Raw genomic sequence first — 24,569 nt, 5'->3', positions numbered from 1 at the left:
ATATGAACGGCTATTCCTTTTCCTTGTGCGGTGCAGATCTGGTGGCCCTGCCACAACGTGCTTTGTGGTGGCCGGATCAATCCCTGCTCTGCGTCTCTGATCTGCATCTGGGAAAGTCCGAACGGGCTGCCCGCCGGGGCGGCCCTTCCCTGCCCCCCTACGAGACCACCGATACTCTGGCACGGCTTGAGACGCTATTGATGGAAAGCGAGGCGCAGACTGTGATCTGCCTTGGCGACAGTTTTGACGACCCTGCTGCAGCAGCGGCCCTTCCTGACAAGGAAAAGGCCCGGATTGAACAGATGATGCAGGGGCGGCGCTGGATCTGGATTGAGGGCAATCATGACCCCCTGCCCACCGGGTTTTCGAGGGACCATCTGGCGGAAATCACGCTGGGGGGCCTCAGCTTTTGTCATATTGCCAGACCAGGAGCGGTCGGCGAAATCTCGGGGCACTACCACCCCAAAGCCGGGCTGCGCGGCATCCAGCGTCCGGCGTTCTTGGTCGACCAGAATCGGCTGATCCTGCCGGCCTTTGGCACCTATACCGGGGGCCTGCGCAGTTCGGGTCCTGTCTTGTCCGCCTTGATGCACCCCAAGGCTCTTGCCATTTTAACCGGAGCACAGGCCCTGCCGATGCCAATGCCACGCTAGATCAAGTTTTGCGTGGCGTCATCTCCAACGCCTGGTCCCCACCCTGTAAGGTCAACCTCAGACAACAGATAGGAAGACCAATTTGGAACAACGCATTCGCGAGAGCTTTGACCAGCAAAGCATGATGGAAACCCTTGGCGCGCGGATCGCCAGCGTCGCTGCCGGTGAGGTGGTGATCGAGGCACCGATCCTGCCCGGAAGCCGCCAGCAGCAGGGCGTCGCCCATGCGGCGCTGACCTTTGCAATTGGTGACAGTGCTGCGGGCTATTCCGCCCTGACGATGCTGCCAGAGGATCAAGATGTGATGACGGCGGAAATCAAGGTGAACCTTCTGGCTCCGGGGGCAGGCGACTTTTTGCGCGCCAAAGGCCGGGTGATCAAGCCGGGCCGCAGGCTGGTGGTGGTCAGTGCCGAGGTGTTTGCCGTAACCGGTGACACCGAAAAACTGATCGCGGTGATGCAGGGAACAATGGTGCCAGTTACACCCTGATACATCCTGATTTGTCCCGGCATTTCCGCCCCGCCAGGGCAGTACATTGAAATCGATCAGAACAACCCGGCAGCCCGGGCGTTTTCTTTGTAGCTGCGGCTCACCGGAACGACACAATCATCGCGCAAGGTCAGCACATCGCGTCCCTTATTGCGCGCGTGAGCAGTCACCTGTCCGGGCACAACCCAATGCGAGCGATGCACGCGCAGCCCCACCGCGCCCAGCTCTGCCTCGGCGTCGCCCATGCGTAATAAAAGTGTCTCACTGCCCTTATCCGTCACCACCAAAAGATAATGGTCCTGTGCTTCCAGCCGGATCAGCTGACCGCGCTTTGAAATCGGCAAGCGCCGCTGAAACAGCACCTCAGGGCTGGGGGGCACAGCCTCTGTCCTGTCAGACACTTCAGCACCCGGGGTCTGCGGCCTCTGATCTCCGCGCAGATGAAAGACATGCCGCGCCAGAAAGATGCCCGCCTCGACCAGAAAAACCGCGCTGAGCGTCACCAGAACCAGAAAACCAAAATCAGCCCAGCCGCCCCACTCGGGAAAGATCACCAGGTTCATGCCATGGGCAACCAGAGCAAGGAAAACCCCATAGGGGATCTGCGTCAGCAGCCGCAGAGCTTCAGGCTGGCCGCGCAACAGATGCTTTTGCAGCACGGTCAGACCTATGGCCAGCCCCACGATCACCGCCCAATAGGCAAAACGCGCAGGCAGCCCCAGAACCTCGAAAGTGCCAAAGGGACCCGTAGCGGCGGCAAACCCGGTGATCAGGACCCAGAGCAGACCTAACCGCAGTGTGCCCGTCCCTAGCCTGCCCAGCGGTTCACGCATCGTGAATGACATCCCGTCCAAATTCCCTGCACTTCACGACGCGAGCACGCTTTTTGCGCAATGCGCTTTGTCTTTGATGAAGGGAAATTGCCACGTCTTGGGCAGAGATATCAACACCGGAGATCCCATGTTTCTTGCGCCCCTGCTTGCAGCGCCGCTGCCCGTTCAGATCCACGTCTTTGCTGCCCTGTGCCTGATCCCGCTGACCCTGGCCCAGTTTAGCCTGCCCTTGTTTAGGCTGGAGCACGGCAGCCGCCTGCATCGCAGACTGGGCTGGAGCTGGATCATACTGATGGCGCTGGTGGCGCTGTCCAGTTTCTGGATCCGGGAGATCCGGTTGATTGGCGGTTTCAGCCCGATCCATCTGCTGTCTGTTGTCACGCTGGTCTCCCTGGTGGCCGCTGTGCTGGCAGCCCGCTCCCACCGTGTTCATCACCATCGCCGGGCAATGACTTGGCTCACCTACGGGGCCCTGATGGGGGCAGGTGTTTTCACACTTTTGCCGGGGCGGCTGATGAACGCCGTTCTGTTTGGGCTTTGAAAGGGGAGTTTAAAAAATGGAATTGTTTACAGGTATTCTGACTGGCATTCTAACCGGCGCGCCGCTCTGGATCTGGCCGCTGCTGCTGTTGCTCATCCTGCTTGGGCTGCATGCCAGCCGGGATCGCGAGATGTCGATCCTGCCCTATTCTCTCATGCCCTTGATCGCCTTGAGCAATGTGCCCGTGCTCATAGTTCAGCCAGAGGCAGGGATGGCCTTTGGCGCCTGGGGGCTGGCTTATATCTGCGGCGCAGGTTTAGGATTTCGCATACAGGCGCGCTGGATCATTGCCCGTCGAGGCCTACGCGCAGAAGTCGCCGGAGAATGGCTGAGCCTTGCTGTCATGATGCTGCTGTTCTGGGCAAACTTTGCCAACGGAGTCACTGTCGCCGTCGCGCCTGATCTGGTTGCAAGCAGCGCCTATCAGATCCTTTTCCCGGCGCTGCTCGGGCTGGCCTCGGGCAGCTTTCTTGGCCGCCCCGTGCGCATCCTGTTGTGGCCGAATGCACCTGTCGCCACAGGGTATGGCCGCAAGCAAATGCCGCAACACTGATCCAAACAAAAAGGGGCGCTCCATGAAGGAACGCCCCATCATGTTAGTCGTCGCAATCTGAAGCTTAGGCAGTCAGGCCTTCGGGCTCTGCTAGTCCATTGGCGCGACAGCAGGCAGTGACGGTATTAGCCAACAGGCAAGCAATGGTCATCGGGCCAACGCCACCGGGAACCGGGGTGATAGCACCGGCGCGTTGGGCGCAGCTGGCAAAGTCGACATCGCCGACCAGTTTCATCTTACCTTCGCCCTTTTCAGGCGCCGGGATACGGTTGATGCCAACGTCGATGACGGTGGCGCCTTCCTTGATCCAGTCACCTGGCACCATTTCGGGGCGGCCAACGGCTGCAACCACGATATCGGCGCGACGGACAACATCAGGCAGATCTTTGGTGCGGCTATGCGCGATGGTCACGGTGCAGCTGTCGCCCAGCAGCAGCTGCGCCATGGGCTTGCCCACGATGTTGGAGCGGCCAATGACCACAGCATCCATACCCGAAAGCGAGCCATGGTAGTCGCGCAGCATCATCAGGCAGCCCAGCGGGGTGCAGGGTACCATGCTCTTCTGACCGGTGCCCAGCAGACCAACGTTGGAGATGTGGAACCCATCGACATCTTTTTCAGGCGCGATGGAATTGATGATCAGGTCTTCGTTCAAATGAGCGGGCAGCGGCAGTTGCACCAGAATACCATGAACTGCGGGGTCGTTGTTCAGCTTTTCAACAACCGCCAGCAGGTCCGCCTCGGACGTATCCGCATCCATCTTGTGCTCGAACGAGTTCATACCAACTTCGACGGTCTGCTTGCCCTTGGAGCGCACATAGACCTGGCTTGCAGGGTCTTCGCCCACCAGCACCACGGCCAGACCTGGGGTGATGTCGTTCTCTTCTTTCAGACGGGCAACATGGCCTGCCACTTTTTCACGTACTGTGGCGGCGAAGGCTTTGCCGTCAATGATGTTTGCTGCCATTGCATTCTTCCTTTTGCCGCAGACCGGGTCGGCCCGCTTTACGTCTCGTATCTATGTCTCATGGATCACGCGGGCTTCGCGCATGATCGACCACTCCACCAGCTGGCGCCACAGACCCTCTACCAGATCGGGGTCAAGCCCGGCCTCCCCCGCCTTGGTGCGGGCATTGGCGATGACTTCTTCCACCCGTGCCGGAATACGTGCCGGCCAGCCATTGAGGGTCTTCAGCTCAACCGCGCGGTCAATATATCCGGCACGTGTCGCAAGAAGATCCACCAGCTGTTTGTCCAAATCATCAATCTGGGCGCGTAATTCGGTCATATCGGCGCAGTTCTGCGCAGGGATCAGTTTTGTCATCTTTAAAAACTCTTGCGGCCCGAGAGTATCTCTCGGGCCGCAGAAAGCGCATTTTGCGTCTTAGAACAAGCCTTCGATCTGGCCGTCGTCATTTAGGCAGATATTCTCTGCCGCAGGTTTGCGGGGCAGACCTGGCATGGTCATGATCTCGCCGCAGACCGCAACGATGAAACCTGCACCTGCCGACAGGCGAACTTCGCGTACCGGAACCGAATGGCCAACAGGGGCGCCACGCAGGGTCGGATCGGTCGAGAACGAATACTGGGTTTTCGCCATGCAGACCGGCAAATTGCCATATCCGGCGGCTTCCCATTCTTTCAACTGGTTGCGAATCTTGTTATCGGCCAGCACTTCGTCGGCGCGGTAGATGCGCTTGGCGATGGTGTCGATCTTGTCGAACAGTGACATGTCATCGGGGTAGATCGGGGCAAAGTTTGCCTGACCCGCATCGACGATTTCCACAATCTTCTCTGCCAGCGGCGCGGAACCTTCCGAGCCAAGCTCCCAGTGACGCGACAAGATTGCCTCGACACCGTGGGTAGCTGCGTAGTCCTTGACCGCCGCAACTTCGGCATCGGTATCGGTGACAAAGTGGTTGATGGCGACAACAACGGGCACACCAAAGCTTTTGATGTTTTCGATGTGGCGACCCAGGTTGGCGCAACCGTTGTTCACGGCTTCGACGTTTTCTGCACCCAGGTCCGCCTTGGCAACGCCGCCGTTCATTTTCATGGCGCGCACAGTGGCAACCAGCACCACAGCCGAAGGCGCGATACCCGCCTTGCGGCATTTGATGTTCATGAACTTCTCAGCGCCCAGATCGGCACCAAAGCCTGCTTCGGTGACGACATAGTCGGCCACTTTCAACGCGGTCTTGGTGGCGATAACCGAGTTACAGCCGTGTGCGATATTCGCGAAGGGGCCGCCGTGCACAAAGGCCGGGTTGTTTTCCAGGGTCTGCACCAGGTTTGGCTGCATCGCGTCTTTCAGCAAAACAGTCATGGCGCCTTCGGCTTTGATGTCGCGGCAGTAAACGGCGGTCTTGTCGCGGCGGTAGGCCACGATGATGTCGCCCAGACGCTGCTCCAGATCTTTCAGATCGTTGGCGAGGCAAAGGATTGCCATGACTTCGGAGGCCACGGTGATGTCAAAACCGGTTTCACGCGGGAAACCGTTGGACACGCCACCCAGGCTGGCCGTGATCTGACGCAGCGCGCGGTCGTTCATGTCAACAACGCGACGCCAGGCCACACGACGCACGTCGATTTCGCACTCATTGCCCCAATAGATGTGGTTGTCGATCATCGCAGACAGCAGCGAGTGGGCCGATGTGATGGCGTGGAAGTCACCGGTGAAGTGGAGGTTCATCTCCTCCATCGGAACAACCTGGGCGTAGCCGCCACCTGCAGCGCCGCCCTTCATGCCGAAGTTCGGGCCCAAGGAGGCTTCGCGGATGCAGACCATGGCGTTTTTGCCAATACGGTTCAGACCATCGCCCAGACCCACGGTTGTGGTGGTCTTGCCTTCGCCCGCTGGCGTTGGGTTGATGGCGGTGACGAGGATCAGCTTGCCGTCCTCTTTGCCCTGAACCGAGTTGATGAACTCCTGGCTGACTTTGGCTTTATCATGGCCATAGGGCAGCAGATCGTCGCTCGACATGCCGATCTTGGTACCAATCTCTTGGATTGGGAGCTTGTTCGCCTCACGGGCGATCTCGATATCACTCTTGTAGCTCATGGCCTGGTTCCTGAATGTGAGAAAACATCTACCGGCGCCGATACGCCGATTACGGCACAGATTTAGCCAAAATGCGTCAATATGCGCGCGTGATTTCCGACATTATCCGGCCATGAAGCGGCGTCAGCCCAAAGTTTGAGAACCGAAAGTCCACAAAACGAAATTTTGTGGTCCATTGGAGAGCCCTCAGGGGGCCCAGGCGCGCTGATCGGGGATGAACAGGGCCAAATGATCTCCGAGTTTCAGCGCCCCGGGACGTTCGACCCAGGCGGTGATTCCCCGCCGCGTCTTGGCTGCGGGTTTGAATTTGGGACCGAACCCGGCATGGGCCTTGTCTATTTCACGGCCCGGAAAAATACAGGGGCGGTTTTCAATATCGACCGTCAGGGTCACTCCGTCCGGCCCCTGCAGTCGCGATGAAGGCGGCACATAAGTGAAATCGGGAATACCACGCAGCACCAGATTGGCGCCCAGACTGGCGGGATCGACACGGGCGAGCCCCATGTCAGCTGCGATCAAAGCAAGCTCTTCTTCCGACAGGATTGTCAGCTGGCGGGTATTGCGGATCTCGGTCCCTTCTGGATGGATATTGACAACGCGAATACAAGAAGCCCGGTTCTCACCTGCGTGCCGCTCTGCCTTTAAGCCTTCAAAACCCAGACCCAAACTCTTGAGCGCTTCAGAGGACACACCAGCATTCGCTGGTGTTGATCCGGCCCAGACAACTTCGCCTTTGTATTGGGTTTTTAAAAAGACCGGCATTTTGGTTTTCCTGTGAATTTATTGTGTGCGGTGTCCCCAGCCACGATGGGCAGAACCATGATAGGTCAGACCATAGTGGTTATGCCTGCATTGAAAACCCTCTTTGGGTCGGATCGCAAAGCGATCCGACCCGGGCGCGGGGGTGGCAGGCAGCTTTGCTGCCTGCCACCCCCGCGCCACCCCCAAATTCAGACCTACCGCACAACAAAAAACCCGGAAGAAACTCAAGTCTTCCGGGTCTTTACGATACGTATTTAGTTGGCTTAAACCGTTGGTTCCGGCTCCATATCGCCATCCGAGCCGCCTTCTTCGGCTGATGGTTTTTTCGCCTTACCCTTTGGAATGGCTGTAACCGAGGCTGCACCGCCGCCTTCGTCATCCTCAGCATCGCCGCCTTCGTGTGGCGGCTCCCCTTTCATCACCCGCTTGATCTCATCACCGGTGAGGGTTTCATATTCCAACAGCCCCTGCGCCAGCCGTTCCCACTCATCCTTGAATTCCGTCAGGATCTGGAACGCGCGGTCATAGCCGTTCTGGATAAAAAGCCGGACCTCTTCTTCGATCATCTCTTTGGTATGAGCAGAGACCGAGAACCCGGTGGTGTTGCCGCTGTAGCCTTCATGGGCTTCGGCATAGTCGATGTTACCGATCTTGTCGGACATGCCCCAGCGCATGATCATCGCCCGCGCAAGCTGGCTGGCCTGCTGGATGTCACCGGCTGGACCGTTTGATACGTGATCTTCACCGTATTTGATGATCTCGGCCGCCTTGCCTGCCATGGTCATGGCCAGCTTCTGGTTGCACTCATCCTTGTGCCAGTTGAGGCGGTCCATTTCCGGCAGCGACACAACCATACCCAAAGCACCACCACGTGGAATGATCGTGGCCTTGTAGACCGGGTCACATTCCGGCAGTTTCAGGCCAACAACAGCATGACCCGCCTCATGATAAGCGGTCTTTTCTTTCTGGTCCTGCGTCAGCACCATCGAGCGACGCTCGGCCCCCATCATCACCTTATCTTTAGCGGATTCAAAATCCTCCATGGTGACAAAGCGGCGACCAACACGCGCTGCCATCAGGGCAGCCTCATTGACCAGGTTGGCCAGATCCGCACCCGAGAACCCAGGGGTACCACGCGCAATGATGCGCAGATCGACATCGGGACCAAGTGGGGTTTTACGGGCATGCACGCCCAGAATTTTCTCACGACCTTTGATATCGGGGTTGCCGACGGTCACGTTACGGTCAAAACGACCCGGACGCAGCAGAGCTGGGTCCAACACATCTTTGCGGTTAGTGGCCGCCAGGATGATGACACCCTCGTTGGCCTCAAAGCCGTCCATTTCAACCAGCAGCTGGTTCAGCGTCTGCTCGCGTTCATCATTGCCGCCACCATACCCGGCACCACGATGGCGCCCGACAGCGTCGATCTCATCGATAAAGACGATACAAGGCGCGTTCTTTTTCGCCTGCTCGAACATGTCGCGCACACGGGATGCACCGACACCGACGAACATTTCGACAAAGTCGGAACCCGAAATGGTGAAGAACGGCACACCAGCCTCGCCTGCGATGGCACGCGCCAGCAGGGTCTTACCAGTGCCCGGAGGGCCAACAAGCAGCGCGCCCTTGGGGATCTTGCCGCCGAGACGCGAGAACTTCTGCGGGTTGCGCAGAAACTCAACGATCTCTTCCAGCTCTTCTTTGGCTTCATCAATACCTGCGACATCGTCAAAGGTAACGCGGCCCTGCTTTTCGGTCAGCATCTTGGCCTTGGATTTGCCAAAGCCCATGGCACCGCCTTTGCCGCCGCCCTGCATCCGGTTCATGAAATAGATCCAGACACCGATCAGCAGCACAAAGGGCAACAGAGTGATCAGGAAAGATTGAAAACCAGACTGTTGCTGTTTTTCGGCCCGGACCGGAATGTTGTTTTCGATCAGAAGTGCTGTGACTTCGGCATCGCCCGGTTTGATGGTGACATAGCTTTGCCCATCCGAGGTGGTAAAGCGGACCTGCTCCCCATCCAGAATAACCGTGCTGACCTGTCCGCCTTCTACTGACGCGACAAAATCCGAGAAAGTGCGTTCACGGCTCTGCATCGTGCTGCCTGATCCGCTGAACAAATTGAACAGCGCCAGGATCAACAGGAACAGAACAACCCAGAATGCTATATTACGTGCGTTGCCCAAGGACAGTCTCCCAATATTCGGTCTCCCGCGCAGGGAGCCCTCTTTGCGCTTAAAATAAGGAACATTCAGGCAGGTTCAATGCGATAAAAGGGATGCAAAGAACTCTTCTGCACTATTTTTTGGTTCAGCCGAGCTTCCATTGGCATATCCGGCCACAGGAGCGGCCTTCAAATCGTCCCCCTCCCACAGTGCTGGGGTCACTTCCAGCACCGGCCCAGGCACACTGGTTGCACGCCAGTCCGGACACTGGGCCAATCCTGCAGGCCCAAGGGCACGAACCTCGCAACCTCCTAATTCGCCAGCATAAACCCGCCATCGCTGATCCCACAGATCGCCTGAACGGGCGCTATGATCCCGCACTGCGTTAAACTCGCGACAGATCCAGACACCGCATTTGCGGCTCAGAATACGACATCCGGCCAGCGTCGTCGAATTACCGCGCTGTGCGGTCGCGACGGCCTCGATCATTGGCAGGCGTCTCGGCGGGTATTGGCCACCGGAAATCCATAAAATTGCCTCCAGCAGCAAGCGATGCGAGATTTCATCCGGCAAAGTCCGAAATTTACGCAGCTCGAAAACGATCGCGCCGGCCTCAAACCGGGCCATATCGCGGGCGGCCAGAAACACATACCAGTCCAGCGCCCGACGCGCCTTGTGCATGTTCTGCGCCACAGTCGACAGCGCCTCAACAGTCAGTCCCAGATCCTCCAGCGCGCCAAGCGCCTTGCGCATTCTGATACGCTCAAAGGTTTCGTCGTCATTTGAGGGATCCTCGATCCAACGGGTTCCCCGTGCCTGCAGATACTGCCGCAACGTGTCACGGCGCACCTCGAGCAGCGGTCTGAGCAAGCCAATTCCATTCAGAGTGCGACGCTGGGGAATGCCTGCCAGCCCGCTGACGCCTGAGGCCCGTTTGAGCCGCATCAGAACGGTTTCCGCCTGATCATCCGCAGTATGCCCAAGGGTCAGAACAGGAATGCCATGTTTGCGCGCCCAAGCGGATAGCAACCGATACCGGGCCTCGCGGGCCTGATCCTGCAGATTTCCGCTCTCTTGCGGCCCCTCCTGCCAGCTGAGGATTTCATGGCGAATCCCCAGATCGGCGGCCAGCGTCGCCACATATTCGGCTTCACTGCGCGAGGCGTCACGCAGGCGATGATCAACGGTCGCCGCCATCAGTTCGACGGGCTGATCCCCGAAACAGTCGTGCAACAGGTGCAGCAGCGCAACCGAATCGCCGCCGCCGGAGACGGCAATGCCGATCCGTGCCGGCGGGTTTGAAGTGAACTGCCGCCGCAACTCAGCGACGATTTCCGCATGTTTCATGGCCACTTGTTTCGCAGTCACGAGCAGCTCAGGACCGCCATTTCGGCCGCCGCCTGATCTACGATTGTCTCTCCTGGAAAGCGCACCTCCACCTCGGAAAGGGTAATACAGGCTTGATCCTTCTGCCCGAGACGCCCCAGCGCCGCTCCAAGCTCAAACAGGGCCTGCGGGGCAATTTCGCCGGTCGCATTGCCGGTAAAGGCTGCCAGGTAGGCCCGTGCAGCTTCGCGCGTGTCGCCCAATCCATCCAGTGCCCTGCCTCGGTGGAAATCCGCCTTGGTCGCCAGCGGGCTGCCCGGATAGGCCTGGGTAAAGCTGGCAAATTTCTCGGCAGCGCCCTGATAGGCGCCTTCGGACAGCGCCAGCTTGGCGGCTTCAAAATCAGCCAGCTCGCCAACGGCAAGTTCACCATCGCTCTCCGCCTCTGGTAGGGTGTTTGCAGGGGTCGCATGACCGTCCTCGGCATCGCCGCCCAGCGTTGTGGTCTCTCCCAGGGCGCTGATATCGCCGCCTTCCAGTTCAACCAGCCGGAATTCCAGATCCCCAATGCGGTTGGTGCCATCGGTGACGATCCGGTTGATACGGTGTTGCAGCTGTTCGGTCTGCGCCGTCAGCCGCTGCAATTCGACCTCAATGGCACCGACGCGGTCCAGAACCGAACTGCCTGTCGGCGCACTGGCACTGACGCCGCCTGTGGTGGACAATTCCCGTTTCATACGCTGGATATCGACATGCAGAACCGTCAGCTCCTGGCGGATATCCGCCAGAGTTTGCGTATTCTGCGCCGCCAGTGGCAGCGGCGCCAAAACCGGCGTCAGCAAAGTAGTGGCCAAAAGGGCGGCGCGGAACAATTTCATAGTCTTATCCTGTCAGTCCGCCGGCCAGCACGGTGACCGCGCGGCGGTTCTTGGCATAGCAGCTCTCGGCGGAACAAATTTCCAACGGGCGTTCTTTGCCAAAGCTCACCACCTGAATACGCGATCCGGCAATACCCTGTGAAATCAAATACTCGCGGGCAGAATTGGCCCGGCGCGCGCCCAGTGCAAGGTTGTATTCACGGGTTCCCTGCTCATCCGCGTGCCCCTGGATGGTAACGACATAATCCGGATTTGAGCTGAGCCAGCGCGCTTGCCCCTGCAGGATCACTTCGGCCGTTGGGTTAAGGCTGGACTGATCCACCAGAAACAGCACCCTGTCGCCGATTTCCTGCTGGAAATAGGCCGGGCTGGCCGGATCCAGCGCGCTTGCGCCCGTGCCCGCGCCACCCAGGTTTGTTGTATTGGTATCATCCCAGGCTGCATTGCTGCATCCCGCAAGCCCAAGTGCTGCAACCAGCATAATTGCTTTCCTAAAACCGCTCATGACTATGCTTATTCCTTTGCGTTTCTTGCCCTGAGCCTAGCACAGCGGCTGTGTTGATTCTATGCGGGTGTTCCTGCCCTTGCTTTTTGCAGCCTAAGCTTTTCAGTCGTATTTCTATTGCTGAAGCGGCGACCAAGCGGGGTCTGACGCCCCATCAGGAGTGCGGACAGGTTTCAGATTGCGTCCCAGGATATCCACCGAATAGAGCAAAGCGCGCCCGGTGGCCCCCTGGGTTTCACGGGTGAACATGATCACGCGCCCATTGGGGGACCAGCTTGGCCCTTCATCCAGGAACGAGGCCGTCAACAGGCGCTCTTCGCTGCCATCCAGCCGCATGACCCCGATGTGAAAACGCCCCTTGTTCTGCTTGGTAAAGGCAATCAGATCGCCGCGCGGTGACCAGACCGGTGTGCCATAGCGCCCCTTGCCAAAGCTGATGCGGCGCGCTTCACCGCCGCGGGCGGGCATCACATAAAGCTGCGGAGCTCCGGAACGGTCGCTTTCAAAGACGATCTGGCTGCCGTCGGGCGAATAGGAGGGCGCCGTTTCAATCGAAGGGGCGCGGGTCAGCCGGGTGCGGCTGCCGGTGGCAATATCCATGGTATAAAGATCGGTATTGCCGCCTTCGGCCTGCGAAAACACGATAGTGTTGCCATCCGGCGCAAAGCGGGGCGCAAAGCTCATGATGCCATTGTCTGCTGACAGAACCCGGCGCTGCACCTTACCGACATCCAGCACATGGATCTGCGGAAAGCCGCTTTCATAGCTGGTATAGAGCACCCGATCACCGGTTGGCGAAAACCGCGGCGCCAGCACGATTGCCGCACTATTGGTCAGATACTGCACCCCTGCCCCGTCATAATCCATGATCGCCAACCGCTTGCGCCGGTCATTTTTTGGCCCGGTTTCAGAGACAAAGACCACGCGGCTGTCGAAATAGCCGCTTTCGCCGGTGATCCGGCTGTAGATCGCATCTGCCACTTTGTGGGCCATGCGCCGCCAGCCATCGGTGGTGCCAGTGAACTGCAGGCCAGCGCCAAGCTCTTTGTCGGCAAAGACGTCATAGCCGCGAAACCGCACGGTCAGCTGTTTGCCATTCACCGAAACGCCGCCGGTGATTAGCGCCTGGGCGTTCACCGCTTTCCAGTCGGCAAATTTCACCGGAGCGTCAAAGTCGCTGACCGTAGAGATATGCGCCGTGGCAGGGACTTCGCGAAACAGGCCGGTGCCGCTGAGATCGGCGGCGATCACGCGGGTAATCTCGCGCGCCAGTTCTGCGGCGGCGGGGGTGTCGGCAATGAAATCCGGCACCGCATAGGGCAAAGGCTCAATCACCCCGTCGGTGATTTCAATGCGCAATGGCCCGTTCTGCGCCCCGGCAGTCGTGCCAAGGACCAGCATCGGTACCGCCAGCAACAGGCCTGCTACAAAAGCCGTCAGCGAAATCCTCATGTGCCCTGCATCCTTTCTGGATCAATCATCTTCTCAATATCGCCCCGGTACAGCCGCTTTGCAGGGGGAAGATTCGGTGCCTCTTCCTCATAGCGGAGCTTTGCCGCTGGTGCTTTCACGATCTGGTGTCTCATTTGATACGCATCTTTTCAGGGTTGAAAGTCATCACAATGTCACGCCAGTGACCGTATTTTTCGCTTGGCAGCTGGAACCCCTTCGCCCCGCAGCGAATGATAGCACGCCGTGCCGCCTCATAGGCCTGTTTGGCCGCTCCCGCAGATCCCCCTGTGCTGGAGACCATGCGCACGGACCCAGCCACGATTTTCCCGTTCTGTTGCAAAGAGACCGAGACTTCGACGGTCGTTTTCAAAGCTTCCGACGAGAGCGAGCCGACGTTCCAGCATTTCGACACTGATACCCGCAACGCATCCTTTTCTCCCGCTGTGAGCGGCGGGCCAGATGGTTCTGGCGCAGCGACTTCGCCCCCCCCAGCAATGGCAGCCGCCAACGCATCTTCGATGGCAGAGCGCTGGTTTGTCTCGGGATCGGCAGCCGGGGTTTCGGCAGCAGTCTCGGATGGGGCTGGACGACGAGGGCGCGTTTTAGGGCGGACGGATGTGCTGGGTGCCGTGACAGGCACCGTTGGCGTTGCCTCATCGCTTTCATTCGCCTCGGTCACGATGCGGTCACTCGCGGCTTCGGGGGCTGTTGCCTCCTGCACCTCTTGTTCGCTTTCAGCACCTGCCTCCGGGGCGACCTCTGGCTGTACCAGATCATCAATGGTGACTTCCGGCTCGGGGGCTTCAACCGGAACTGGGGCCACACGATCCGCCGGGCGCAGCTGCTCTGGGGTGGGCTGCACAGGAACAATGCTGGGGGTCGCGGGACTGTTTGTGTCAGGTTGCTGCGGCGGCTGGGGAATTTCTGCTGCGATTTCAGGTTCCGGCTGCGGCTCTGGCAGTGTTGTCGCAGGCATCTCAATGCTTGGCGCTGTGACCGCCTCAGGCACGGTGACTTCAGGGCGGCGCTCGGGCCGTTGCGAGACCTGCGGCTGGGTCGTCGGGTCCTCGGGCGGCGGCAGCGCACTGGGGTTTTCCGTGACCTCAGGCGCCTGGATCTGCTGGCTGAGCCGGGCAAATTCTTCGGCAGAGATCACCGAGACCTCCTGCACCTGAAAGGGCAAGGGGTCCGAAGAAAACCAGGCGCCAAAGGCCGCCCAGCCCACCAGAAGCCCATGTCCTGCAAGAGAGATTTTGGTTCCGGTTTGCACGCCCATGTGAACGCCCGCGCCCCCGCCTACTGATCCGCGCCGCGGCCGGCAACACCGGTCGAGGCCGCATCCAGCGCCGGACCACCCACATCCGTCACCAGACCAACATTGGCAAAGCCACCCGCATTGAGCGCGCCCATGACCTGCATCACCTCGCGGTAGGAGATCGCCCCGTCAGCGCGCAGATAGACGCGGTCTGATGTGCGTTCCGCCGCAATGGCACGCAGTTTGCCGACCAGTTCGTCGCGCGCGACCGGGCTGGTCTGAATCTGGATCTCACCGCCCGCAATCATGGTCACGGTCAGCGGCTCTTCCTGCTCACCAGGCAAAGCCCCGGCGGCGGTTTTTGGCAGATCCACCGGCACGCCGACCGTCATCAGGGGCGCGGCCACCATAAAGATGATCAAAAGCACCAGCATGACATCGACAAAGGGTGTTACATTGATTTCGGCCATCGGCTTGGCGCGACCGCGACGACGCCCGCGCCGGCGCCCCTCGGCTGAGGATTGCTGAACTGCAGCTCCCATGGCTCAGGAATCCAGCTGGCGGCTGAGGATGGTAGCAAATTCATCGGCAAAGGCCTCATAGCCGCCAAGAATACGGTCACTATCCGCGCTCAACTTATTGTAGAAAATCACCGCAGGGATCGCCGCTAGCAGCCCCAGACCGGTGGCCAGCAAGGCCTCGGCGATACCGGGTGCCACCACGGCAAGATTGGTATTTTGCTGTTCCGCGATCTCGATAAAGGCGGTCATGATGCCCCAGACGGTGCCAAACAGGCCAACGAATGGCGCTGTGGATCCCACGGTCGCCAGCACCGAAAGGCCGCTTTGCAGATCTTCGCTCTCCTTGGCGATCGCCACATCCATGGACCGGTCGATACGTGCCTGCGCACCGGGGATCAGCCCACCATCGCTACGATGGCTGCGCCGCCATTCCGACATGCCAGCCGCAAAGATCCGTTCCGACTGGCCTGCGGGATCCGGCCCCAGCTGATCAAACAGCCCGTCCAACGGCTCGCCCGACCAGAAGGCCTGATCAAACAGCGCCGCCTGTTGGCGCGCTTGCCGGTAGTTGATGAGTTTCTGAACAATAATGCCCCAAGACCAGACCGACGCCGCGATCAGCATCAGCATCACCAGCTTTACGGTGATCGTGGCCCGCGCGAAAAGACCCCACATGGAGAAATCAATCTCCTGCGCCAGCGCCAGAGTTTCTGCTTCCATTTGCCTGCTCTATCTGTGCCGGATCACTCCGGCCTTCCTCAATTCGGATCGGGCCCGGATCGGGAAAATGTGCCACCGCTCCGAACTCAGCTCGTGACCGTCTGATGCGGCCTTATTCGGGCTGACGCTATCCGAGTTCAACGGTAAAAGCCAATGAAACAAAGGCCCATGGCGCGCAATGTTACATCAATGCGCGAATCTCTGCCGGCAGTCGGGTGGGTCGGCCAGTCTCAGCTTGTACGCAGACGGCTGTGACCTTGGCGCGAAACAGCGCGGTGTCGCCGCGTTTGACCAGCTGTCCCATGGTCAGTCGCGCCGGGGAAAGTTTCAAAACTTCGGTTTCGATCAGCAGCTCGTCGTCATATTTGGCCGAGGCCAGATAATCCGCCTCAACCCGCTGCACGACCCAGATGAGCCCGGCATCGCGCATCGCGTTCTGGTCATTGCCCAGATTGCGCACCCAGTCGCTGCGGGCGCGTTCGATATAGCGCAGATAATTGGCGTGATAGACAATGCCACCCATATCGGTGTCTTCGTAGTAAACCCGGACCGGGAAGGTATGGACCATCTGCCTGCTCTCCTGCACTTGGCCATAGTTTAAAGAGCCCCCCACATGGCGACAAGGTGATTGCGGGGCCAGCACTGCAACCTCGGAGGGATTGACCCAAGGTCACAGTCGCGTAGACTAACCGTTGCAATCTTTCACCGGGAATTTCCCCCGGCCCAAGTCTGTCAAAGGCCCGGCTAATGACCCGGCGCTGGCCCAGCTCAGGTTTCAAGGTTGTTCAATTTTGTTTTGTTTACAGGTTTTCAAATGGGTACCAAATTTATCGACTCCAGCGCATGGAGTAAGCTTCTCAAGACACACAAACTACGTGACAACAGTCTGGCCTCCCCCATGTCTTCTTATTGGGATTGCAAGCCGCCGGCTTATGAGGGGCGCCTGATCGCGCTCGACAAGCTCAAGAAAGGTGCCGTCAAGCTCAGCCGGGATGCGAAATTCAAAGCCGTCGCAGAGGTGGCGGAATACCTGGGCTATTTGCTGAAAGATATTGACGCTGCGCTGAAACTCACCAAACGCGACAAGATCAAACATGAGGCCAATGAAAAAAAGCACGGCGCACGCGAAGTCGATATGCAATTTGTCTATGTGGATTTTCTTGGCTCCCCCATGCTGAGCCACCGCGCCTATATTGAGATCAAGGCTCCCGGGCGCGACACCATCACCCTGTCCAAACCGATCAAAGGCGGGGTTGTCAGCTTCAAAGGCATCGAGATCATGCCTGTTGGGTCCCTGCGGATCATGGCCGTGCCCACCGGCAAGGCCGCGCATGTCTCCAGCGGGGTGACAACCTACAAGCTGGGCAGCTCCAAAACCCTGACCGTCCGATCAGAGGAGATGTCCAAGATCCAGCGCATTTCAGCCGGAAGTTCAGCTCAGGTGGCGAAAAAAATCGGCAGCAAGCTCTCTGCCGAGGTCGACTATAAGATCCTGAAAGTCGGCGGTGAGACCTATGTCGAAGGCGAGACCACGACGGCGGGCAACAAATCCATCTCCTGGGAAGTTCTGGTGCCCACAGGTGCCTTCAAGTTGACCGTCAAATAGGACTGTCAAAGAGGACGCGCCGCGCCCCCTCTCGCCCGGCGAACAGAGGCTTCAGCCCTGCAGACGTGCAAACAGACGTAGGGCGTGGCTGCTGTCATTGGCGCTTGGGGGCATCATCCGGTCATAGGCAGCAGCAATGATCCCGGCGATCTCAGGCCGTAGAATGGTGGCCCCGGTCTCCGGCAGCACCGCCAGCGGCGAGGTCTCGGCAAAAGCCCGGTCGCCCCATAGCAGGATGACCTGTGCTGCCTGCCCCAGCGCCAGGGTTTCCGCTGGCAGATCCGCCATCGCTCCGGTCATGCGCAAAAAGACAAAACTGGCCTGTATCGCGCCCTGATCATCAAATCGAAACGCCCGATACTGGCTGGCATCCGCCGCCTCAAGGCGCGCCACCAGGGTATCCAGACCGGGAATGAGACGGCCAAGATCCGGCACATCCAAAAGCTCTGCCCAATCGCGAAAGAAAAAGAACATCAGGTTGGAGCCGAGTTCCGGATCCGTCTCTGCCATCTGCGCGCCCGCAAGGGTTGCCACCGCCTCGATCGCGCCCTTGACCACCTGTAGCGTCTCTTCCTCGACCCCAAAGATAACCGGCGCAATCGGCCGTCCCCAGCGCGCGAACCCGTATGAGCCGTCGCTACGGGTGAACAGAGATTGGATTTCTTCCGGGGTCAGATCCAGGGACATGCGAGAGGCTCCATCAGGGCAGAAACTGGGGCATTACCGCTCTATGCCCGCCGCAGAGCAAAACGACAAGCCCATCAAAGACGCAGACCGTCCCCTGCCCCCCCTGCGGGTCAAGGAGGCCGCAAGGCCCCGCGCAGCGGCTTGTCCTTGACGCGCGACTTTCTTCACAATTGCAACAGGCTCCTGCGGGGCAGATCTGCCCCGCAGGGCCTTCTCAGCAAAATCTTAGCACGGTCACCGCAGCTTAGAGATACGCGCCCCATTTGCGCTGCAAGGCTGCACCGGCATCAATCCCCTGCCAATCGGCAAAGAGCAGAACAAAGCCCAGCAGATCTGCGAGTTCATCCTCCAGATCACGACGCGATCCTTTACCCCGTCCCTGGCCCGCGCATTTCAGATAGGCCGCGCTCACTTCTCCGAGCTCTTCGCTCATCTTGCCCAGATACCAAGCCGGATCACGCTTGATGTCGAAACGTTCCGCATAGATATCAGAGACCGCACGCGCCAGATCCGTGAGCTGCGCAAGACTGGTGGATGGCTCCGCCGCCACGTTACGCGTCGCTTTTGCCATATCGTCCTCCAAGCGCCTCTTGCCTCAATATTTCAGCCAAACAGATCCGTCGCGCGCTGCGGCGGTGCGATACCAAGATGGGTCCAGGCCTTTTGCGCCAGCATGCGGCCGCGCGGGGTGCGTTGGATCAGACCTTGTTGCAACAGATAGGGTTCGATCACATCTTCCAACGAGTCGCGGCTTTCGCTTAGCGCCGCCGAAAGTGTTTCGATCCCGACGGGGCCACCACTGTAGCTTTCGGCAATAAGCTGCAGATAGCGCCGGTCAGCCCCGTCCAGCCCCAGATTGTCCACCCCAAGCCGGGTCAGTGCCCCATCCGCCAGGTCTCGCGTGATGCGCCCGTCGCCCTCGACAACCGCAAAGTCCACCACGCGGCGCAAGAGCCGTCCTGCGATCCTTGGAGTTCCCCTTGCGCGCCGCGCGATCTCGCGCGCCCCTTCGTCATCTGCGGGTGTGCCCAGTTTGCGGGCATTGCGGCGGACGATCTCGAACAGCTCATCCACCGTATAAAACTGCAACCGGGTCGGGATGCCAAAGCGGTCGCGCAGCGGCGTGGTCAAAAGCCCCATCCGGGTTGTCGCCCCCACCAGCGTAAAGGGCTGCAACTCAATCCGCACCGTGCGCGCAGCAGGTCCTTCGCCGATCACCAGATCAAGTTCAAAATCTTCCAGCGCCGGATAGAGGATCTCTTCGACCACCGGGTTCAGCCGGTGAATTTCATCAATGAACAGGACATCACGCGCTTCAAGGTTGGTCAGGATCGCCGCCAGATCCCCCGCCTTGGCCAGCACCGGCCCCGAGGTCATGCGAAAATTCACCCCCAGCTCGCGCGCCACAATCTGCGCCAGGGTGGTTTTGCCCAGACCGGGCGGGCCATGAAACAATGTGTGATCCATCGCCTCGCCACGACGGCGGGCGGATTCAATGAAAATGCGCAGATTGGCACGGGCCTCGGCCTGACCAATAAATTCCGACAGCCCCTGCGGGCGCAGCGCGCGATCCCCCTCACCGGTGCCATCTTCCGGCAGCGGTGTCGGGCGCAGGGTTGGGTCAGCGTCGATCATGTCATCCACCCGGTTTTGAAATTACATCAACAGCGCGTTCATCTCGAACCACTCTGCTCACCCCTTCGGTGCCAACAGGCGCAGGGCAGCGCGGATCAGCGCCGCCTCGTCTGCGTCGGGGGTGTCGCCCGCTGCTTCTGCCACCGCCGAGGCCGCGTCCGAGGGGCTATAACCAAGATTGCCCAATGCCGACAGTGCCCCCGCCGATGCCGCTGCTGCACCGCTTGGCTTGGGCGCAGCTTTGCGCGTGGATTTCTTTGGCGCGGCAGGCTCTGCAGTCTCAACCACGGTGTCCAGCTCCGGGCCTTCCAGCGCTTCTGTGATGCTGCCGCCCATGGCCATCACTCCGGGGGCTTTGTCTTTGAGATCCAGAACGATGCGCTGCGCGGTCTTGGGACCAACCCCTTTGGCGGCCTTGACGCTGCCCCAGTCCCCCAAGGCGATCGCCCGGCTGACACCATCCGGGCCCAATGTGCCAAGAATCGCCAGCGAGACCTTGGCCCCGACCCCCTGCACCGAGGTCAGCAGCCGGTGCCATTCTTTCTCGACCAGCGAGGTAAAGCCATAAAGCTGCATCAGGTCTTCGCGCACCACCATATCGGTATAAAGTGCCAGAGGTTCACCAACGCCCGGCAGTCCCATCATGGTGCGGTCCGAACAATAGACCAGATAGCCAACACCGCGAACGTCGATCAGCACATGATCTGCCGCGCGATAATCCAGTCGGCCCGTCAGCTTTCCAATCATGCACGTACTTCCTTCAACTGTCTTTGCTGGGTCCCACCATAGTAGGCGTGGCAGATGGCAATCGCCAGTGCATCGGCTGCATCAGCGCCTTTGGGCGCACATCCCGGCAGCTGTAGCTTTACCATATGAATGATCTGCTCTTTGCTGGCGTGGCCGACACCAACCACGGTTTTTTTCACCCGGTTTGGCGCGTATTCGCCAGTGGGCAGACCGGCCTTGGCCAGGGTCAGCAGGGCAACGCCGCGCGCCTGTCCCAGTTTGAGCGTCGCAACCCCATCCTTGTTCACGAATGTCTGCTCAATCGCTGCCTGATCCGGCGCATAGGTCGCGATCACTTCGGTGACCTGGTTGTGCAGCGACAACAGGCGCTCCCCCAGATCGTCCCCATCAGAGGTGCAGACCCCGTTTGCGACATGGCTCAACCGACTGCCCTGCGATTCGATCACCCCCCATCCAAGGTTGCGAAGCCCTGGATCAATTCCCAAAATGCGCATGTTTTGCCCGGCCTCTGCCTGAGTGTTCTCATTATTTTTTTAGCGAATAGCACAAAAGGCGAACATCTCCAAACGCTTTCCCATTTGACCACACAGTCAGGCACGTGGCTAAAATCCCCAAATCCTGTTCTGAAACCGACCCTTTTCCAGGGGCATTGCGACATTTCCTGACACGAAGTTAAAAGATGCAATCAGCCCTTATTTTTATAGCTCATAGCTATGCGCGCTGTGCATATGACACATGCATTTTCATCCCTTGCCGGAGTGAAAATTCGCGACTAGATGGCCGCCAATGCACCGGGATGATCTCGGCGTAAAACAGTTCACTCAGATACAAAGGATGAGGATATGGCTGCATTCGACACCACCCGCACCACCTATGGCTCCACCGGCCCATTTGGCCGTATCGGCACCCATTTCGTCTCGGCCGCTGCTGCCGTGATCGCTTGGAACGACACCCGCGTCTCCAAGAACACGCTGGGCTCGCTGTCGGATCGTGAACTGGCGGATATCGGCATGTGCCGCGGCGACATCGAACGCGTGGCAACCGGCAAAACAATCTTCTGAGGTATTCCGGCCAGTCCCTCCCCATCCCTGAGGGACACCGACCAAAACGCCGCGCGCCATTCTGGCCGCGGCGTTTTTTATGGCTGGCTTTCTGGCGGCCAATGCGGGCTTTCGTTCTGCCAGAGAGCTGACAAAAAACCGCCGCAGCATGTGCTACGGCGGTTCTGCAAATCTGTACCTTCAAACCATATTCACCGGTTTTTCCCGAATTACTCAAGGCTGCCCTGTCAGACTGGCATATTGATTTTTTATTGTTTTAAAGAAGATTTCAGCACCGGTTTTAGCGCAGGATCGGCCCCATCTTTTCGGCACCCCAGACAGAAACAGGATCCGCCTGCATCACCAAGGCACCGGCCCGTTCCACTGCGGTCCCATCGGCTAGTTTTGCAATCCGTTCATCGTAGCTGTCAAAGCCCAGCGCTGCCATCAGGAAAGCCTTGAACAACAGGAAAGAGGCAACGGTCAACAAAAGCACCCGTCCGGAAATGCGCGACCGCATCTTGCGCGGCACAACGACAATCAGCCCATCCGGCTGCACCCGGGCGGTATACCCCTGAGCATAGGCGGCATGCTTGTTTTCCAGATTGGCGACACGGCCACGGAATTCTTGATGTTGAATACTCATAAACTTGCTCCGAACTGGCCCCCACCAGCGGATAAGTTTTTGTGGACCCCAATTGTGGCAACTTTGGGGCAGATGTCTAAAATCCGCTTTAAACTTGCCTTAAATCAGGCCTTTCGCTGCAGCAGAAGCGTGGTCCATTCACCAATCCGATCCCGACGCACAAGATTGGTTCCATTCTCGGCATAAACCGCGATCACGTCATCGGCCTGCTCGTTCAGGATTCCAGACAGAATGGCGAATCCACCGGGACGAAGGTTGCCGCAAAGGTCTGGCGACAGGGCCACCAGCGGTCCTTTCAGGATATTGGCAAAAATCAGATCATAGGGCGCGGTGGCCTGAAGCCCCGGATGATCAAAGCCCGCTGCCTCCAGGCAGGTGACAGCCCCTTCCATCCCGTTGGCCTTGAGGTTTGCCTCGGCGACATCCACCGCAACCTCATCAATGTCGCTGGCGACGAAGTCACCTTCCCAGACCCGCGCAGCTGCCATCGCCAGCACAGCGGTGCCACAGCCGATATCAGCGACCTTGTGACCAACAAAACCTTCGTCGATCAGATGATCCAGCGCCTTGAGGCAGCCCAATGTGGTGCCGTGGTGCCCGGTGCCAAAGGCCATTGCCGCCTCGATCAGCAGCGGGATGCGTCCGGCGGGCACAGAGTCGGCATCATGGCTGCCATAGACATAGAACCGCCCCGCCTCGACCGGTGCCAGCTCGCGGCGCACATGGGCAACCCAATCGGTTTCCGGCAGCTCAGAGATGGCGAATTCCTTGGCACCATGCATCGTCGCCAAAAGCGCCAGCCCGGCCTGATCGGGGCTTTCGGTGAAATAGCCACCGACCTCCCACAGGCCCGATCCGTCTTCGACCTCAAAGACGCCGACACCGGTGGGTTCCGGCATCAGACGTTCCATTGCTGCGCCCAGGGCTTCGGCCTGGGGTTTGCCGGTCAGAGTGGTCAGCGCGGTAAAGGTAGGCATGTCGGATCTCCAGCAAGGGTTGCCCCGCGCCTAGGCCCAAGGCGTCACGAGGTCAAGAGCACAGCCCTTTTTCCCGCTGGTGCAGATCCGTTTTAGCGCAAAAACCCCTTGTTCGACTTATTCGGCTGGCGCGCGGGATGCATATTTTGAAAACACTGTCTCGTTGCCTGCCTCCGGGTGGCGTGGGATCAGACAGGACAGCCCCAGCGACACCAGCGCCATCAGCGCCGCCAGCGCAAAAACAGCCCCAGGCGAGATCACCCACAACAGACCCAGCAGCACTGGCAGGAACACCGCCGCGATATGGTTGATGGTAAAGGCCACAGCCGCCGTCGGCGCGATATCGGCCGGATCCGCGATCTTCTGGAAATAGGTCTTCAGTGCCAGCGCCAGGGCAAACAGCACATGGTCCACTACATAAAGACAGGCCGCCAGCACCACGCCCCAGCTAAACCAGTAGATGCCACCATAAAGAGCAAAGACCAACGCCAGACCGCTATATTCAAAGATCAGGGTGCGGCGCTCACCAAAATGGGCCACAAAGCGCCCCAACAGAGGTGCTGCCACCATATTGATCACCAGATTGATCAGAAACAGGCCGGTAACCTCGTGCACTTCAAAGCCGAATTTTTCGACCATCATGAAGCCGGCAAAAACCACAAAGATCTGACGCCGCGCGCCCGCCATGAACTGCAGCGCATAATACAGCCAGTAGCGGCGGCGCAGGATCAGCTTTTTGGTCTGCGGTGTGGGGGAGTCGAATTGCGGATAGGCCAGGAGGCAAAACAGCGCGATCAGGGCAGTGGCGCCGCCTGCGGTCATGAAGACCAGATTATAGGACAGATTATAGGACAGATTAAGCGGCTCCCAGAACAGCACGATCAACCCATAAACCACCAGTGTCGCCGCCGACCCGGCCGCAACCAGCCAACCCAGCATCTGCGGGGCTTTTGCTTTGGGCAGCCATTGCAGCTGCAGCGACTGGTTCACCGTCTCGTAATAGTGGAACCCGATCGAGCTGAGCATGGTAATGGTCAGGATGCCCCCCAACGACGGGAACCAGGCGGTAAAGGCCGTCGCCACCCCCAGCAGCATCAAAGAGACCATGCCCAGCACTTGCTCGCGGACAAACAGGATCACGGCAATCACGCCAATCGCCAGAAAGCCCGGAATTTCACGCACCGTATGCAGCAGGCCAATGTCCGCGCCATCAAACTGTGCTGCCTCGATAACAAAGTTGTTGAGCAGGGCCGACCAGGCATTGAAGGCGATCGGCATGCACAGCGCCATCACAAAAAGCAATGTGGTGGGGCGGCGCCACAGCGGCAGATGACGGGCCGCATCCAGAGGGAGAGGTTTGAACATGCAGCCCGTTTACGCCCATTCCACGCGATGCGCGAGAGCAAAGCGCGCCCCGCACATCCATGGCTGCACTGGCGCACAAAAGCCCCAACGGCCTCTCTTCACTTTGGCTGATCTGTATCAAAGCTGCTTTTTCCGGTTTCATATA

At 59.2% G+C, this 24,569-nt stretch carries 28 protein-coding genes; 6 read left to right on the top strand and 22 right to left on the bottom strand.

Features of this window, described 5'->3' with window-relative positions; genetic code table 11:
* Positions 1–2: 2 nt before the first annotated feature.
* Positions 3–653, top strand: a complete 651-nt coding sequence (gene pdeM, locus PH5382_RS07520; RefSeq protein ID WP_058333746.1) for a ligase-associated DNA damage response endonuclease PdeM — start codon at positions 3–5, stop codon at positions 651–653.
* A gap of 82 nt (positions 654–735) precedes the next feature.
* Positions 736–1,143 carry a PaaI family thioesterase gene (locus PH5382_RS07515; RefSeq protein WP_058333745.1) on the top strand — a complete coding sequence of 136 codons (408 nt, stop codon included), beginning with the start codon at positions 736–738 and terminating at the stop codon, positions 1,141–1,143.
* A gap of 56 nt (positions 1,144–1,199) precedes the next feature.
* On the opposite strand, the gene PH5382_RS07510 is transcribed toward PH5382_RS07515, so the two are convergent.
* Positions 1,200–1,976, bottom strand: a complete 777-nt coding sequence (locus PH5382_RS07510; RefSeq protein ID WP_231751820.1) for a LytTR family DNA-binding domain-containing protein — start codon at positions 1,974–1,976, stop codon at positions 1,200–1,202.
* Positions 1,977–2,103: 127 nt separating this feature from the next.
* On the opposite strand from PH5382_RS07510, the gene PH5382_RS07505 reads away from it, so the two are divergent.
* Together PH5382_RS07505 and PH5382_RS07500 are read left to right on the top strand one after the other, a co-directional pair.
* Positions 2,104–2,517: a DUF2306 domain-containing protein gene (locus tag PH5382_RS07505; RefSeq protein ID WP_058333743.1), complete on the top strand. Its 414-nt coding sequence runs from the start codon at positions 2,104–2,106 to the stop codon at positions 2,515–2,517.
* A gap of 16 nt (positions 2,518–2,533) precedes the next feature.
* Complete coding sequence (locus PH5382_RS07500) at positions 2,534–3,070, top strand: hypothetical protein (RefSeq protein WP_058333742.1); 537 nt, start codon at positions 2,534–2,536, stop codon at positions 3,068–3,070.
* Between the two features lie 64 nt (positions 3,071–3,134).
* On the opposite strand, the gene folD is transcribed toward PH5382_RS07500, so the two are convergent.
* The 13 genes from folD to ybgC form a co-directional block, all read right to left on the bottom strand.
* Positions 3,135–4,037, bottom strand: coding sequence for a bifunctional methylenetetrahydrofolate dehydrogenase/methenyltetrahydrofolate cyclohydrolase FolD (gene folD, locus PH5382_RS07495; RefSeq protein WP_058333741.1), 903 nt, complete (start codon positions 4,035–4,037; stop codon positions 3,135–3,137).
* Positions 4,038–4,088: 51 nt separating this feature from the next.
* Entirely contained in the window at positions 4,089–4,394 is a 306-nt protein-coding gene (locus PH5382_RS07490) for a chorismate mutase (RefSeq protein ID WP_058333740.1), read from the bottom strand.
* 60 nt (positions 4,395–4,454) lie between these two features.
* On the bottom strand, positions 4,455–6,131 hold the full coding sequence (locus PH5382_RS07485; RefSeq protein ID WP_058333739.1) for a formate--tetrahydrofolate ligase: 1,677 nt from the start codon (positions 6,129–6,131) through the stop codon (positions 4,455–4,457).
* Positions 6,132–6,317: 186 nt separating this feature from the next.
* Positions 6,318–6,893, bottom strand: coding sequence for an MOSC domain-containing protein (locus PH5382_RS07480; protein ID WP_058333738.1), 576 nt, complete (start codon positions 6,891–6,893; stop codon positions 6,318–6,320).
* A gap of 263 nt (positions 6,894–7,156) precedes the next feature.
* Positions 7,157–9,085, bottom strand: a complete 1,929-nt coding sequence (ftsH, locus tag PH5382_RS07475; protein WP_058333737.1) for an ATP-dependent zinc metalloprotease FtsH — start codon at positions 9,083–9,085, stop codon at positions 7,157–7,159.
* A gap of 75 nt (positions 9,086–9,160) precedes the next feature.
* The gene (tilS, locus tag PH5382_RS07470; protein WP_082645600.1) at positions 9,161–10,411 is read right to left on the bottom strand and encodes a tRNA lysidine(34) synthetase TilS; all 1,251 of its coding nucleotides are present in this window, start codon (positions 10,409–10,411) and stop codon (positions 9,161–9,163) included.
* A gap of 17 nt (positions 10,412–10,428) precedes the next feature.
* The gene (gene ybgF / locus PH5382_RS07465; RefSeq protein ID WP_058333736.1) at positions 10,429–11,268 is read right to left on the bottom strand and encodes a tol-pal system protein YbgF; all 840 of its coding nucleotides are present in this window, start codon (positions 11,266–11,268) and stop codon (positions 10,429–10,431) included.
* Positions 11,269–11,272: 4 nt separating this feature from the next.
* Positions 11,273–11,773: a peptidoglycan-associated lipoprotein Pal gene (gene pal / locus PH5382_RS07460; RefSeq protein ID WP_058333735.1), complete on the bottom strand. Its 501-nt coding sequence runs from the start codon at positions 11,771–11,773 to the stop codon at positions 11,273–11,275.
* Between the two features lie 114 nt (positions 11,774–11,887).
* A complete protein-coding gene (gene tolB / locus PH5382_RS07455) occupies positions 11,888–13,174 on the bottom strand; it encodes a Tol-Pal system beta propeller repeat protein TolB (RefSeq protein WP_231751828.1) in 1,287 nt (428 codons plus the stop codon).
* 181 nt (positions 13,175–13,355) lie between these two features.
* The gene (locus tag PH5382_RS07450; protein ID WP_058333833.1) at positions 13,356–14,495 is read right to left on the bottom strand and encodes a hypothetical protein; all 1,140 of its coding nucleotides are present in this window, start codon (positions 14,493–14,495) and stop codon (positions 13,356–13,358) included.
* A gap of 26 nt (positions 14,496–14,521) precedes the next feature.
* The gene (tolR, locus tag PH5382_RS07445; RefSeq protein WP_058333733.1) at positions 14,522–15,022 is read right to left on the bottom strand and encodes a protein TolR; all 501 of its coding nucleotides are present in this window, start codon (positions 15,020–15,022) and stop codon (positions 14,522–14,524) included.
* A gap of 3 nt (positions 15,023–15,025) precedes the next feature.
* Positions 15,026–15,721 (bottom strand): protein TolQ, encoded by a 696-nt coding sequence (tolQ, locus tag PH5382_RS07440; RefSeq protein ID WP_058333732.1) that lies wholly within the window; start codon positions 15,719–15,721, stop codon positions 15,026–15,028.
* A 181-nt stretch (positions 15,722–15,902) separates the two neighbouring features.
* Positions 15,903–16,289 carry a tol-pal system-associated acyl-CoA thioesterase gene (gene ybgC / locus PH5382_RS07435; protein WP_058333731.1) on the bottom strand — a complete coding sequence of 129 codons (387 nt, stop codon included), beginning with the start codon at positions 16,287–16,289 and terminating at the stop codon, positions 15,903–15,905.
* 330 nt (positions 16,290–16,619) lie between these two features.
* Between ybgC and PH5382_RS07430 the strand changes: the two genes are divergently transcribed.
* Positions 16,620–17,327 (top strand): hypothetical protein, encoded by a 708-nt coding sequence (locus PH5382_RS07430; protein ID WP_156414858.1) that lies wholly within the window; start codon positions 16,620–16,622, stop codon positions 17,325–17,327.
* A 51-nt stretch (positions 17,328–17,378) separates the two neighbouring features.
* Here PH5382_RS07430 and PH5382_RS07425 read toward each other — a convergent pair whose 3' ends face one another.
* The 5 genes from PH5382_RS07425 to ruvC all read right to left on the bottom strand — a co-directional run bounded on the left by PH5382_RS07425 (position 17,379) and on the right by ruvC (position 20,890).
* Entirely contained in the window at positions 17,379–18,014 is a 636-nt protein-coding gene (locus PH5382_RS07425; protein WP_058333729.1) for a hypothetical protein, read from the bottom strand.
* Between the two features lie 244 nt (positions 18,015–18,258).
* Complete coding sequence (locus PH5382_RS07420; RefSeq protein WP_082645594.1) at positions 18,259–18,585, bottom strand: nucleoside triphosphate pyrophosphohydrolase family protein; 327 nt, start codon at positions 18,583–18,585, stop codon at positions 18,259–18,261.
* 32 nt (positions 18,586–18,617) lie between these two features.
* Entirely contained in the window at positions 18,618–19,649 is a 1,032-nt protein-coding gene (gene ruvB, locus PH5382_RS07415; RefSeq protein WP_058333831.1) for a Holliday junction branch migration DNA helicase RuvB, read from the bottom strand.
* 57 nt (positions 19,650–19,706) lie between these two features.
* Positions 19,707–20,396: a Holliday junction branch migration protein RuvA gene (gene ruvA / locus PH5382_RS07410; protein WP_058333728.1), complete on the bottom strand. Its 690-nt coding sequence runs from the start codon at positions 20,394–20,396 to the stop codon at positions 19,707–19,709.
* Entirely contained in the window at positions 20,393–20,890 is a 498-nt protein-coding gene (ruvC, locus tag PH5382_RS07405) for a crossover junction endodeoxyribonuclease RuvC (protein WP_058333727.1), read from the bottom strand. The genes ruvA and ruvC overlap by 4 nt, the downstream gene beginning before the upstream one ends.
* A 348-nt stretch (positions 20,891–21,238) precedes the next feature.
* Here ruvC and PH5382_RS07400 point away from each other — a divergent pair, with 348 nt between their 5' ends.
* Positions 21,239–21,457, top strand: coding sequence for a DUF1127 domain-containing protein (locus PH5382_RS07400; protein ID WP_058333726.1), 219 nt, complete (start codon positions 21,239–21,241; stop codon positions 21,455–21,457).
* A 280-nt stretch (positions 21,458–21,737) separates the two neighbouring features.
* Here the strand turns inward: PH5382_RS07400 and PH5382_RS07395 are convergent, their stop codons facing one another.
* The 3 genes from PH5382_RS07395 to PH5382_RS07385 form a co-directional block, all read right to left on the bottom strand.
* Positions 21,738–22,082, bottom strand: a complete 345-nt coding sequence (locus tag PH5382_RS07395; protein ID WP_058333725.1) for a hypothetical protein — start codon at positions 22,080–22,082, stop codon at positions 21,738–21,740.
* Between the two features lie 104 nt (positions 22,083–22,186).
* A complete protein-coding gene (locus PH5382_RS07390; protein WP_058333724.1) occupies positions 22,187–23,059 on the bottom strand; it encodes a 50S ribosomal protein L11 methyltransferase in 873 nt (290 codons plus the stop codon).
* A 117-nt stretch (positions 23,060–23,176) separates the two neighbouring features.
* Entirely contained in the window at positions 23,177–24,424 is a 1,248-nt protein-coding gene (locus PH5382_RS07385) for an MFS transporter (RefSeq protein WP_058333723.1), read from the bottom strand.
* Positions 24,425–24,569: the final 145 nt, after the last annotated feature.

The organism is Phaeobacter sp. CECT 5382, assembly GCF_001457775.1.
Classification (GTDB): Bacteria; Pseudomonadota; Alphaproteobacteria; order Rhodobacterales; family Rhodobacteraceae; genus Pseudophaeobacter.
Note: the sequence above shows the minus strand (reverse complement) of the source record. Positions and strands in the feature narration are given on the sequence as shown.